Annotated in this window: 10 protein-coding genes and 1 pseudogene; 8 read left to right on the forward strand and 3 right to left on the reverse strand. The window is 38.2% G+C overall.

Annotated features, from left to right (window positions below; all coding sequences use genetic code 11):
- The first annotated feature begins 1 nt into the window (after position 1).
- The 6 genes from F6K15_RS30540 (at position 2) to F6K15_RS30565 (ending at position 9708) form a co-directional block, all read left to right on the forward strand.
- On the forward strand, positions 2-1699 hold the full coding sequence (locus tag F6K15_RS30540; protein ID WP_293068597.1) for a hypothetical protein: 1698 nt from the start codon (positions 2-4) through the stop codon (positions 1697-1699).
- Entirely contained in the window at positions 1668-2213 is a 546-nt protein-coding gene (locus F6K15_RS30545; protein WP_293068600.1) for a hypothetical protein, read from the forward strand. Before F6K15_RS30540 ends, F6K15_RS30545 begins: the two co-directional genes overlap by 32 nt.
- Positions 2214-2218: 5 nt before the next feature.
- Positions 2219-3994, forward strand: a complete 1776-nt coding sequence (locus F6K15_RS30550; RefSeq protein ID WP_293068602.1) for a type IV secretory system conjugative DNA transfer family protein — start codon at positions 2219-2221, stop codon at positions 3992-3994.
- 225 nt (positions 3995-4219) lie between these two features.
- Positions 4220-5983 (forward strand): hypothetical protein, encoded by a 1764-nt coding sequence (locus F6K15_RS30555; protein WP_293068605.1) that lies wholly within the window; start codon positions 4220-4222, stop codon positions 5981-5983.
- A gap of 2 nt (positions 5984-5985) precedes the next feature.
- Positions 5986-7164 (forward strand): hypothetical protein, encoded by a 1179-nt coding sequence (locus F6K15_RS30560; protein WP_293068608.1) that lies wholly within the window; start codon positions 5986-5988, stop codon positions 7162-7164.
- Positions 7165-7722: 558 nt separating this feature from the next.
- Entirely contained in the window at positions 7723-9708 is a 1986-nt protein-coding gene (locus F6K15_RS30565; RefSeq protein WP_293068610.1) for a WD40 repeat domain-containing protein, read from the forward strand.
- 31 nt (positions 9709-9739) lie between these two features.
- Here the strand turns inward: F6K15_RS30565 and F6K15_RS30570 are convergent, their stop codons facing one another.
- Together F6K15_RS30570 and F6K15_RS30575 are read right to left on the reverse strand one after the other, a co-directional pair.
- On the reverse strand, positions 9740-10609 hold the full coding sequence (locus tag F6K15_RS30570) for a ParB/RepB/Spo0J family partition protein (protein WP_293068613.1): 870 nt from the start codon (positions 10607-10609) through the stop codon (positions 9740-9742).
- 59 nt (positions 10610-10668) lie between these two features.
- A complete protein-coding gene (locus F6K15_RS30575; RefSeq protein WP_293068616.1) occupies positions 10669-11520 on the reverse strand; it encodes an AAA family ATPase in 852 nt (283 codons plus the stop codon).
- Between the two features lie 36 nt (positions 11521-11556).
- On the opposite strand from F6K15_RS30575, the gene F6K15_RS30580 reads away from it, so the two are divergent.
- Positions 11557-11877 (forward strand): hypothetical protein, encoded by a 321-nt coding sequence (locus F6K15_RS30580; protein ID WP_293068619.1) that lies wholly within the window; start codon positions 11557-11559, stop codon positions 11875-11877.
- Positions 11878-12353: 476 nt separating this feature from the next.
- Here F6K15_RS30580 and F6K15_RS30585 read toward each other — a convergent pair.
- Positions 12354-12707 (reverse strand): annotated as a pseudogene (locus F6K15_RS30585) (DNA cytosine methyltransferase); the annotation flags it as partial.
- A gap of 556 nt (positions 12708-13263) precedes the next feature.
- Here F6K15_RS30585 and F6K15_RS30590 point away from each other — a divergent pair.
- Positions 13264-13364, forward strand: a 101-nt coding sequence (locus F6K15_RS30590) for a PD-(D/E)XK nuclease family transposase (protein WP_293068622.1), incomplete at its 3' end; no start/stop codon positions are given.

The raw sequence follows: 13364 nt of genomic DNA on the forward strand, positions 1-13364 counted from the left end.
TATGAAGGATTTACTTACGACTATTTTAACTTTATTTATCATCCCTGGGTTTGTGCCTATTCTGAATAAACCACCAAAATCTGTTGTACCGCAGAAATATGCCAATACTACCATTAACTCGAAATGGTTGATTCCTCATAAAATAGGGAAAAATGTTCTGGAGGGTAACTTGCCTGCCTGGGAGTTTATTAACTTTAGCAATTTACCACCTCTGAATAGTAGCGGTAATTGGCATAGCTCGGAATTAGATGAATTGGCTCGATACCCTTTATCGGTAGAGTGGGAGAAAGGAGACAGTATTGCTAGCATTCTTACTATAGGGGATTTTCGGAGCAGTTTTCAGCTTCAATTGTTATCTTTAAATTCTATATTTATTCCTTTAAGCGTTCTACCGAAATCCGTAAACTTGGCTGAATTATCATTTCTCAACTCCTGGAATTTGGGAGATTTAATTTCAGTTATTCCTGAGTTGAAAGATCAAAAAATAGAAACAATAACTCCTCTATTAGAGCTAGTAAAAACATCAAAACAGAATGTATCGGGCAAGAGTATTGGAGAATTATTGGAGGAAAACCAAGGCTTAGATAGCCTGAAACTATCTAAACTGGACTTATCAAAATATACTCTAGAGGCAATCCCACAACTATTATCGAAGCCTTTAGAATCTTACAAAGACTGGCAATCAATAAGTATTTCGGACATACCTTACTTAACTAAGTTGCCTTTTAGTTTTTTTCCAAACCCTCCTCAAAATCAAGGGTATTTTGGGTTAATTAAATCAATTGAGTTAGTCGATAGTACCGAAACTATGTCGGCCATATCGGGAGGGATTAACGATGGTTTTGAGCAAAAATGCATATCTTCTTGCCAGATTATTAGTGTCGGTGGCTCTGAGTTTTTATCAGGAAGGAGTTGGGTAGAGTCTCAACAAAAAGTTAGAGGTGGTCAGGGAAAATTAGCGATCGCTGCTGGAGGTTTAGAGTCCACTGGTCGTCACCCTTATTCTCGGGGTTTTAAGATTGCGGTTACCCCGGTGGACAAAACTAATGCGCTGATTGTAGCTTACTTTCGTAGAGAAAATACAGAGGTAGGTAAATCTCCGTATTTTCTTGGGCCTATAGTTTTAGCAGAGACTTCTGTGGGAGATACGCTGTTTTTAGGAGAGATTCAATCTAATTTTCAATCTGTTCAAAATAGTATCAATGCTCCAAGATTTGATGAGCTGGAGGAATTAGATTTTTTAGCTCTGCAAAAAGCCTACGAAAAAGTATTGGGTGAATTTGCCCGGTATTCAGATACAAGTACAGTTATTTTTTCCGGTAATGGGGATAGAGGCAAGTTGCTCGGTAAGTATCGGTTTTGGTCTCGGTTACCCCAAGTGCGCGAGCGCATTGCTGCCAAGAAAGGTATTGGGTTTTTACAGAAATTAGAGTCAGGCAAAGATAGCTCGATGTCTGAATTTTTAATCATGTTCTCTCCCGAACAGCAAGATTTTTTATTTGCTTCTCGGCAGTTAGAATTATTCGATCTAGCAAGAGAACAAATTGACCCCGAAACTAATAATAACTTTACTGGACAAAGAGCTATAGAACGTGTTGCTCAAATGTATCTAGGAGGAATAGGAGTAGTTATTGATTCTAATTTAGTCAAAAAGGAGGCATCAGAAATTGCTAAAAATTACTACCAAATCATTCAATGAGAAATCTCTATTTAGGACAACTGTGATTGTGTCTGCTGCCTTAGCAGTTGTCACCATAGTCACAGCGATGTCTCTACTGACGAATAGGAGCGGGTTTTCGGCTCCAGAATGGCAGGATGCTCATCAGGTTTTGCCTTCGTCCCTCAAGAAGCAATACGCTCTAGATTATTTAGATAATTCGCGCATCTGGCATAAATTTTATCAGCAAATAGCTGCTGTAGAAATTACTACAGGTTATCTGCCTTTATACATTATCAATAATTCTCGGAGTGAGGCTCTAGATAGCCCTTTATGTGGCTATCAGGGATGTTTGGCTACGGCCTATATCAGCAGTAATGAAGGTAATTGGAAACAAGTTTTTCAAGGTTACTTTCAACCTTTTACTACACTTAATACACCGCATATTGAATTACAAAATGCTTTTTCAAGTATGCCCTGTATCAAAATAACGGAGTTTGCGGATATAAAAACTTACTGCTTTGATAACCAAGAACAACGATACTTTTTGAGGTAACTAAGGTGGCAAAAACACAATCATCTGTAGGGATGCCTAATTTTTCTTTTGGGAAGGTGGTAGATTTTGCTACCTCTGATACGGGCATGATTTTAATAGGTTCTGCATTTGTTATGGGGGTAATGAAGCTGTTAGAAGATCCGGGTAAAGATAAAATAGCTCGGTCGCGGTGGGCGGGAAATGCAGAAAAGAAAGCAGCTAAAAAAGTTGCCTTGAAAGAGATGGCCGAACGCCGGAAGAATAAGGTATCGCTCTATATCGGTGCTAACCCCAAAGAGGCCCAACTATATGTAACTTCTGCTGAGAGAGGTACTGCTGTAATCGGTGGTCCTGGTTCGGGGAAAACTGCATCTTGCATAAATCCTCTGGCAATGAGCGCCATTGACCAGGAACTACCAATAGTACTGTACGATTTTAAATATCCACAGCAGACTTCGGAAATTATTGGTATAGCTGCAAAAGCTGGTTACGTCGTTAAAGTTTTCGCTCCCGGATTTAAAGAGAGTGAGGTAATCAACCCCCTGGATTTCCTCAAAGACCACACCGACGCTACAATGGCCAGGGAAATAGCTAATGTGATGAATCGCAATTTGGCTCTTGCTTCAAATAGTAGCGAAGATAAGTTTTTTAGCGAAGCTGGCGATCAATTAGTAACTGCTTTGATGATGTTGGCTAAGGGGTTAAAATATCCCGATCTCTTGACCATTCAGGCTTTATTATCTTTAGATGAATTGCCAAAACGGTTACAAGCTGCTGCTGCTGCGGGAAAATTAAATCCCTGGGTGGAGTTGGCTTTTTCTCAATTATTCCAGGTGGCAGGAAGTGAAAAAACTGTGGCAGGTATTGTGGCGACGGCGTGTAAATTGTTCACAAGGTTTTTAGCTCCAGAGCTAATTAGTTGTTTTGTGGGGGATACTTCGATAGGTTTTAAACTCCCGAAAGGTAGAAATACCAATAAGTATGAACTAACAGGCAAGCAGTTATTGATATTTGGGCTGAATAGAGAAAAACGAGAGGCCACCTCCCCTTTAATTGCCTCGATGCTGCACATGATAGTTAATAAGAATGTGGTAGTTAATAGACTAAGAGGGTTGGCTTTGTTTGTGGACGAATTGCCGACCCTGTTTTTACCCAATATCACCAATTGGTTGAACGAGAACAGAAGCGATGGTTTGTTGACCACTCTAGGATTCCAAAATATCGGGCAATTGGAAAAAGCTTATAGCAAGGAAATTAGTAGAGCTATTTTAGGAGGAACTGCTACTAAATTTTTCTTTAATCCCCAGGATAGTGATAGTGCTGAATTTTATGCTAAATACTTGGGGGAAGAAACTATTACGATCAAGAGTAAATCTCAAACTACAGGGAGTAGTGGTACTTCTAATAATTTATCAGACCACAAGTATAAAATCCACTTAGTAGAGCCTGCTGAATTTAATCGCTTTCCTCCTGGTAAATGTGTATTTATTAACCCTGGTTACAAAAAAAAGGATGAGGGTTCGGTTCCAGTCAGTGCCAAATTAAAACTCGACCGCGCAGGAGAAAGTGAAATGAGCGAGAATATTTGGCCTAATGTCAGAGAAGCATTAAAAAAACGCTCCAAGCAAGCAGAGAGAACTGATGCCGAAATCAAACAACTTGTTGAAGTCAGGCTGGCTCTTGTCAAGGAAATGTTCCCTTTACCTGATGGTGACGACATCCCGCAGAATGGGGTAAAACCTAGCTTGAAATCAGAATTAAATAAAGCCGCTGAGTTATTGAATAATAAAGTCAGCAATTAACAATTAATAATGAATAATTAACAATTAATAATGAATAATTAACAATTATTAACTATTAATTAGACAGTTTCAGTAACTAACAATTAATAATTACCCCTTCTTTCAATAAGGGAATTGGCTAAAAAGTTTTTTTTTATTTATCCCCTTCAAAGGGGAGGTTTTTAAACCTTAATTGTTGAATGAATAATTATTAATTATTAACTATTAATTATGGGGTAAATTAATATGGTTGTTCCGGCACTGGAAAATGATGCGAAAAGCATGACTCCCCTCAGCGAAGATGGAGTAGATACTACTCTGGAGGTGATTGACAAAGTTGTCGATATTTTTAGCAAAATTGAACTCAGGTTTGATTTTGACCCCACCCGTCGGCAAAAGGAAAGAATGCAGGCTGACTATTTTAGTGAATATTTAGATTCGCGTACATCTTTGGTACAGGCGGGAGAAGAATATAACAATGCTAAGGAAGATTTAGGCTTTGCCAGAGAGGACAGGGATGAGTATTCGCGAGCATATCAAAATGCACTTAAGGATAAGTCTTTGGGTGCAGAAGAATTAAAAAATATTAGAGAACAGTCGATTACTGCTGGCAATAATTACCGAGATTTCAGGAAAAAGTACACCTCACAAAGAGATGATTTTTCTCAAGCAAAAGTAGATTATTACTCAGCGGCTAATGATTATTATGAGTCTCACGCTTATCCCAAGCAAGCATGGAAAAAGTATCAGGACAAGTTAAAACATGAAAATGATACTACACCGGAAATAGAATCTCTTGCAAACGAGGTTAACTTAGAAGATCTAAACAATGAAGAATTAAAGCGACAACTGGACGAATGGGACCAGAAATTATTTAACTTAATTAATGAAAAATATGCTGAAGAACAGACCAAACAAAAAATAAATACAGAACAAGAAAAGCAGACTCAAGGTGACGATATAGATACAACTTATGAACGAGTATCTCAAATAATTAATGATGCGTATACACCGGAGAAAACAATGGAAGTAGATGTAGACGTAGCAGGTATAATTCCTGACCCCTGGATGGATGAAGTTACACCTGTAAATCATGCAGAAAAGTTACAGGTTCCCCGTCAGGAAGAACATTCTTATATAGTAGATGAAGGTATTTTTAGTAACGACCAAATTCGTAATTACACAACTACGTCAGAAAACGAAGTCCCTGCTGTTTTAGACGTTCGGGACGAACGGACTATCAATCAGGGGACAGATCGAGTTTTAGAAATGTTAGAGACTAATTATTATGAAACCCAACATTCAATTTTAGAAAGGAATGATGAGGGGGGTGTTTCTATTTGGACTAAGGATAATAATGGTGGGGCGACATTAGAGTTTCACTCCGATGCATCGGGAAATATTGAGTCAAGTTTAAGTGAAGATAAATCTCAGCAGTTTGTGCAGCTTTACCAAGACAAATTAGACTTAAATCCATCTGATGCTCCCGATATTCAATTCCAAAAAGCAGAGGATCAAGCTATTAATAATAGTTTAGATTTATTTTTAACTGAAGAGCAAACTAATCGTTATGAAACAGATAATTATACTATCGAAAGAAATGAAGAAGGTGGTATAGACATTAAAGATAAATTGAGCGAGCGCGGGATTATTTTTCAATCCGATGATACCGGAAATATTGAAAATAGAATGCTGATACAAGAATCAGAAAATTTCACTAACTTCTCTGTGGAAGTACAAGAGTATGCGGAGAATAAAATCAATGCTGCCGTAGATAAGTTTATGGAGGCACAAAATGCAGACTCTTATGAAACTGCCAGTTTCGATTTTAATAAAGGTGTTACTGGCTGGGAAATAACCAACAAGGATGGTGGTCCCGCCCTCTCCCACGAACAAACAAAACAACTACTGGAATTTAGCAATAAAGTGAATCAAGTTTTTGCTAATAATGAGTTGACTACATCTACAGTCGGGAAAATCAAGGAAGAAACGGAAGAGCAGGAGCGCTAAAAATGTGGCTAAAAATTGCAATTTTACTATTTAGCTTTGGGATAATGGGGTTTCCTACTATGGCTCAAGAAATTCCCACCACAATAAATTCTGACGGCGCGCCTGTATTGGATTTACAGAATATAAATTTAGGCGATTTGCCAGGACTAGAGTCTGCGGGTAGTTTTCAGGTATCGCAAGAAATTATCAATCAATTAGGATTCGATCCTTCTCGTTCTTGGGAGGCGGGCAGTTCTCTTGAGGATATTATGCGTTTGGGAGATCTGCCAAGTATAGGGGGCAAGAGCTTATGGAATCTCAATCAAATGGGAGGATTGAATCCTATGCAGACCTCACTAGATTCTATAGAGTTGTTTCAAAACCAAGGGTTGAAAGATTTTGTAAATTCAGTGCCAGGATTGAAAAACAAGAAATTAAATCAGGTTCCGGCGTTGAAAGAATTGATTGGAAAATACCAGGTTTTAGATCCGCTAGACGGGAAAAAGAAATTGAAGCAATTCTTCAATCAACCCTTGCTCAAAAATGTTCAATTAGGAGAAATTGATTTAAGTAAGTATTCCGTAACCAGCATCCCTAACCTGGCAAATACCCCATTAGAGAATTTTAAAGGATGGGAAAGTTCCCCCCTCAGCTCTATCCCCGCTTTAGAGTCAATACCCCTACCTAATTTATTCGACCTGCCTTTCTCCGTGGGTGGAATTGCAGCTATGCACGATGTAACCTATGGCTACAAAGAGCATCGGTTTACTCCTACAACCCGTTCTATTACTGGAAGTAAAGAAGTAGGATTTAATTATCAGTGCGTCCAGGAAACGGGGTGTGCTTATTTAGAGTTGGTTCCGCCTGGTACTTTAGGGATTATTGATGATGTTTCGGGTTTACATGGGGCACAGTGGATCAAAGGTGGAAAAGAGGACGGCGGACAAATGGTTCCTGGTGGTGAAGGGATATTGGGTGAGATGTTTGATGGAGAAGAACCCACTGGGAGACATCCATTCGGGGATTTATTTAAAGTGGTTTTGACTGATACTATTGAAAGTGAAGGGATGGGAAAATTTGGTTTATATTTTCGTATTTGCTTAAAATATGGTTTTGCAGATTTAGGTTGCACTCCCTATGCTGTAGGACCTATTCCTTGGTTTAGTTCTAAGGAGAAGGATTTGATTTTTTTAGGACTTTAAATAATTAATAACTTATGAGTGTAACGTACCCTAATCGTGTAGATATCTGCCCTAATGGGTTAAATATCGGATGCTTGTACATGGAAGTAGGGTTGCTCACCACTTTACAAAAAGCATCAAACTCGTCCTAGAACGCCATCAACAAATAAAATTGACAATTAATAATTAGCAGTAAGGTTAACTACTTCTGTACGTTTTACTGTAGTTGACTTTATAGTTTTATCTCGGTGAATACGAGTCAAAAAATTGCAATTTCTACATAATTATTAATTAATGATTAAATCATGTAAACATCACAAAAAAATACATTTGCTAGTGTTTACACGGAGAAATTGATATCTTTTAGAGTGTAAATAAAATGCAACAAAGCCGATCGTTATGGCTAATATTCTTAGAGATCTCCGATCCGAATCAAGTTAACTTTATTTAGAAAATAGCGTTGATTATCTGGGATTTCAGCTCATTTGCTACATTTATAAGTTAAAAATGAAAACTATTACAGAAGAAACAACCATTTTTCAATCGCAAACAACACCGCATAGAATCTCCTCATTATCAATGATCGTATCTCAATTAAGAAATACTCAGAATTTAGATGGTCGCTTACGGGCAACTAATATGTTGTTTAGGGAGGGACTTGAAGGGTTAAAAATTGCAGCTCAACTTGTAAAAGAAAACTCAGAAAAGTCACCAGAATTGCAATGGACAGCTCGCAAAATTTTTTGGGATAATTGTGCGTCTAAAAGGAAGTCATTGTTGAAATTTCCAAGTCGTGTCGTGTTACCTGGTCTGATCGAGCGAGGAGGAAATAAACGACTGGGACATGGATTCATCGTTGGTATCGAACCATTACCTAATAATTTATTGCTGGTAGCTACAGTAAGTGGGATTAATTTATACTATTACCAAAATAATTCTCAATTGTATTTGGCTAGTGAGATTGACTGTCCTTTGAGTGCTTTTGCTGTACGAGGAAATATCTTAGCGATCGCTGCTTACAAAGATATATTTATCTGGGATTTGAATACGGGCAGATTTTTGAGCAGGATTCAGGCCCATAGCGATAGCATAAATACTATTGCTATTAGTCCCAATCGAAAATATGTAGCCACCGCTGGATGGGATGAAACTGTCAGAGTATGGAAACTCTCTACTAAGTCTGCTATACTGTTGCAATCCAATTGCCTGGTTGTAGAGGCGATCGCTTTTTCTCCCGATGGTAAATTTTTAGCTACCGCTGGATGGGATGAAACTGTCAGAGTATGGGACATAGCTACCAAGGAATTAATCCATAAACTAACAGGACACGAAAATCGCATAGTTACTTTAAAGTTTACCAAGGATAGTAGCTTATTAGCTTCGGGTAGTTGGGATGAAACTGTCAGAGTATGGGATATAGAGAAAGGCGCAATATCCCATACTCTGAAAAGTCCATGTAACAAGGTTTACGATCTGTGCTTTTCCCCCGATTGTCACTCCATGGCTACAGTCGGGAGTGACAATAGTATCAGGTTGTGGGATATTCGCGCTGGGAAGCAAGTACTAACTATTAATAGCTGTGCTTCCTTTTTAAGTACAGTGGTGTTTGCTTCCTGTGGAAAAAAAATTATCTGTGCCGATCAAGAAACGTTATATATCTGGGATATTGCACTGGCGATACCTGAAAAATCCCTGCGTGAATCCCTCAACAGAATAGAATCGATCTGCTACTCTCCCAATGGCAAAATATTAGCGTCTGGTAGTTGGGATGGAACAATCCGCCTGTGGGATGTATCCCACAGCAAGGAATCACGGATTCTCAAGGGACATAGCAATCTAATCAACGAGTTAACTTTTTCTCACAACGGCAAGATTCTTGCTTCTGCTGGAGAGGATCAAGTCATCCGCTTATGGAATATAAATTCTGGAAAGAATATCCTGACTCTAGTCGGACATAACGATGCTGTAAAATGTGTAGCGTTTTCCCCCAATGATCAAATATTAGCTTCGGGCAGTCGGCATAAAACTTTGATCTTGTGGGAGTTATTGACAGGAAGAAAGATTGCTGAACTGCTCGGGCATAGGGATCTTGTTACAAGTGTGGCGTTTTCTCCCGATGGCAAACTACTAGCATCAGGCAGCAGCGATCGAACTATGAGGTTATGGAATCCTTGTACTAGAAGGCTATTGCGAGTTTTTACAGGACACATTCACGATCTACAAAGTATTGCTTTTTCTCCTGATGGCAAACTGCTTGCTTCCGCAGGGGGAGATAAGTCTATTCGGATTTGGGATGTATTTGGAGTGGGTTTATCTCGGTTGTTATTAGGTCATACTTCGATTATCCACAAAATTGCTTTTTCTCCTGATGGCAAACTGCTTGCTTCAGTGAGCGCCGATCATACTATTCATTTTTGGGATGTAGTTTCAGGCCAAACTGTAAAAACTATTCGAAGTGATGTCAATCCTTTTAATAGTATCGCATTTGCTCCAAATGGGAAGACTTTGGCTTCAAGTAGCAAGCACGGAGTTATCCGAATATGGGATTTGACCAAGTTGAATTGAAACAGCAGTACATCACTAATAGATAAATTTCTTATTCTCCGCTAACAAGTTTTTCTATCTGAACTAATAACTTTTCTAATTGTCTTCTTTTTTTAGTATTATCCCAAATTCTTGAACTCTTAATTAAACGATAGGTATTGTCCAGACCACTTTTTAAGGTATCTTCTTGTTTTACCGTCTGATTAATTTCTGCCACTTTTTGTCGAATCCCCGACAAAGACAGTGACTTTTCTATTACTTCTTCCAGTAAACTTTGTCTCATGGCCTCGTCTTTGACTTTAGCTATTGCTACTGCCTTTGTATAATCTAGCTCTCCAGAACGCAGAACCTCTAGAATATCTGGGGGTAATTTTAACAATGGGAGGCGATTTTTAACAAAGGATTGCCAGTTCATCAGTCCCAGGTCTTCAAATACTGATTCTATGATTTGAGCAGTAGGGCTACCCATAACGTTAGGGGTAACTTTTCCTTTTACCTCATTTTGCATTCTGTTTAACAACTTTACCACAGAGGGAATACTTTCATCTATCTGGACTGCCAATAGTTGTAAAATCCCTTCAGTTTCTTCAAGAGGGTTGAGGTCTTCTCTTAGTAGATTTTCTATCAACGATAATTGCCAGGCATCCTCATCATTGAGAGAGCGGATAATTACAGGCACAGAAGTTAGTCCAGCCATTTTTGAAGCTCTTAAACGTCTCTCCCCTGCGACTAACTCATATAAGTTGTTGTTAGTAGGTCGGACTAATAGTGGTTCAAGTACGCCAAACTGAGAAATAGAAGCACTTAGTTGAGCTAGTTTCTCTGGGTCGAAATAGCGTCGTGGTTGAGATGGGGGTAAAACAATTTCTTCTATGGATATCTCTTGTTGTCCTGTAGTGGACTGCAAGGAAGTGGTGGACATAGAAGAAGTTTCTTTTGTGTCGAATATAAAGTTACGGAGTGAATTTCTTTTTGTCATTTTCAAGAAACTTTGGACTTAGAAGATTTAGATTTCGGCTTAGATTTAGCTCTGGTCTTAGTAGACTTGGTAGACCTAGTAGATTTGCGTTTTGTTGCAGGGTTTTTCATTTCTATTCCTGCGGTTGAAAATGCTTCTGTAAATAATGAGTCAAATTCAGATGCAGAGGAAGTAGCCATAGCGCCGGACATTTGAAATGTTGTCTTGTTTTGTCCAGGGGCATCAGCGAGGCATTGTCTTTGATAGATTACGGTTTGTAGGGTAGGAATGTCCGATTCTGCTAGTACTTGCCGAGATTCTCTGAGGAGAATTGTACCTTTGGTGGCTCGATTAAGATAGAGAAAAGCTTTTGGCACACCCTGACGTAGTTCTTGGGCTTGGTTAATAAAGCGTAGTGTTTTATTACTACTACGGAGGTCGAGACCGGATGGTTGACAGGGTACTAGAGCAATATCACAACGGGATAATATAGCTTTGGAAACTTCACTCATTCCTCCAGGTCCGTCTACCACTACGTTGTCATATTCTTTTGCTAGGATTGGGAGAGCATCAAAGATTTCTTCTGGGTCGCTGATAATTTGAAAAGGCATTTGGAGTGTTTCTGCCCAGACTGAACTACTGTTTTGGGCATCTGCATCTACAAGAATAACTGAACCACGTTGCATTAACCAGTAGACTAGATGGATGGCCGAAGTGGACTTTCCTGTGCCTCCTTTCTGATTTACAAAGGCTATAATCATGTGTTTTTTCTGGGTAATATGGTGCTGTAATTGAATACTATCAGAAAGTGGTTCTGATTTACCCATAACATTAGGGGTAAAATTATTATTGATAAAGAGATTATCTATTATCATATATGTAGATAGATATAAATCTAGACAAAACAATTAATGCCAATAAATCTAAATTTGTATCCAGACAACTGGAACGAAATTGCCTTATCCATTAAACAAGCAGCAAATTGGACTTGCGAATGGTGCGGGCGACCCTGTAGACCTCCTGGAATATCTCAGAAGCAGACCGAACAATGGCTGAGGGATAATCATCCAGAGTGGTTATCTCATCTTTACAAAGTGGTCTCAGACGATGAAAATGGCGCAGTTAGGATTGCAAAACCTCAACGATTTACTTTAACAACGGCTCATTTAGATCATAATCCTAACAACTGTGAAGCTGAAAATCTAAAAGCGCTCTGCTCAGTTCTATATTAAGTAATATAATATTGTTGTTGTTATAATCAGTCTGCCATCTTAATTTCGACCGTAATGACTGGAACCAAACGCGGAGGGTACGGGAGATGAAGAAACGGGAGAAACACGGACAGTTAACTCTTGATTTGAACTTCTAAGTTCAGTAATTCAGTAATTAACAATTAATAAGAAAAAATAAATGACTAAAAATTGGAGTACAGTTACACTGGTAATTACAGTCAAATATCTAATGCTATTTAGTATGTATGCAAGTTTTAGCATAATGATGATTTTGCTTTGGATTCTAATCATCCCTATAATCATTCTTGACTGCTTCAAAATCCCTAAAATTTCAGATTATAAAGATGGCTTATTAGAGTTTAATGAGAGTTTTATAACAAAGTTCTCATATATATATAAAGACTTTTGTGATTATGTAGATAGCGATATATTTAAATGATTCTATTCAAATTGAAATAAACAGATAGCAAGCCTAGTCAGAAACGATCGCTGTTGAAATTTCTTCTATTTCTTGACCCAATAGTATGTCGATCTATCTGATACTGTTGAGCAGCAATAGACATATTAAACTCTAAATTTTCCCATTTTTCTAACTTAAAAAGTTTTCCTTTAGGCTGAAGTGGTTTAATATTTAAAGCATGAATAATTTCTTGAGCTACTGCTTTTGCTAATAGGGGTGGAACTGAATTACCAACTTGTCTAAAACCATGCCATTTTGTTACATGAAATCTAAACCAATCAGGGTATGAATGTAATCTTGCTGCTTCCCTAACTGTGATACATCTAGGTGTAAATGGGTGTATTGGTCTTGGAGAAGTATATGCACCTTTGCCTCTTATTTTTACCTTCTGCCCCTCCATTAATTAGACAAAAGCGCAATCATTGACTGACCTTTTTTAGCCGTAAGAAAGACTCAAAGATTACGAAAACTTAATCAACGACGGCTCGGCAGAGACGGAACCTTACTAAGACTTAATTTCTGGAGGATGAGGCCCTGCGAACCTCCAAAAATTTAGTCGCAGTTAGGTTAGTTGATTTAGTTGAAGTTCTTTGAGGCTTTTAGGCGTTCTCCCTGCTGCACAAAAAGATAAATAAATCTGACAATAAATAGAAAAATTCTATCAATTAAATTTAATTATATAGAATTTGCTAATACATAGCGATCGCTATATTAACTTAGTATTGTAATGCCACGGTGCTTGAAAGCTTTCCTGACAGCCACTTGAGCAAATCTGATGTAGACCACTTTTAAAAAGAAGTACATATACTACTGGAAAGAACTACGGCTGGACTTGAGAGATGATTTAGTACGATTTGTAGAGAAGATAGGACTAAAGTCCAGCTACGAGCTTAACATTCATTCCTTTATTTATAAACAATATAACTATGAGATTTATCAGTCCGAAAACCGACTTTGCCTTTAAAAAAATCTTCGGTTCAAACCGCAGTAAACAAATATTAATTAGTTTTCTCAATGCCATAGTTTA

The organism is Okeania sp. SIO2B3 (assembly GCF_010672525.1).
Lineage (GTDB): Bacteria > Cyanobacteriota > Cyanobacteriia > Cyanobacteriales > Microcoleaceae > Okeania.

Coding starts and splice junctions, on each gene's coding strand:
- F6K15_RS30540 (WP_293068597.1), top strand. CDS start 2: ATGAAGGATTTACTTACGACTATTTTAACTTTATTTATCATCCCTGGG.
- F6K15_RS30555 (WP_293068605.1), top strand. CDS start 4,220: ATGGTTGTTCCGGCACTGGAAAATGATGCGAAAAGCATGACTCCCCTC.
- F6K15_RS30560 (WP_293068608.1), top strand. CDS start 5,986: ATGTGGCTAAAAATTGCAATTTTACTATTTAGCTTTGGGATAATGGGG.
- F6K15_RS30565 (WP_293068610.1), top strand. CDS start 7,723: ATGATCGTATCTCAATTAAGAAATACTCAGAATTTAGATGGTCGCTTA.
- F6K15_RS30570 (WP_293068613.1), bottom strand. CDS start 10,609: ATGTCCACCACTTCCTTGCAGTCCACTACAGGACAACAAGAGATATCC.
- F6K15_RS30575 (WP_293068616.1), bottom strand. CDS start 11,520: ATGATAATAGATAATCTCTTTATCAATAATAATTTTACCCCTAATGTT.
- F6K15_RS30580 (WP_293068619.1), top strand. CDS start 11,557: ATGCCAATAAATCTAAATTTGTATCCAGACAACTGGAACGAAATTGCC.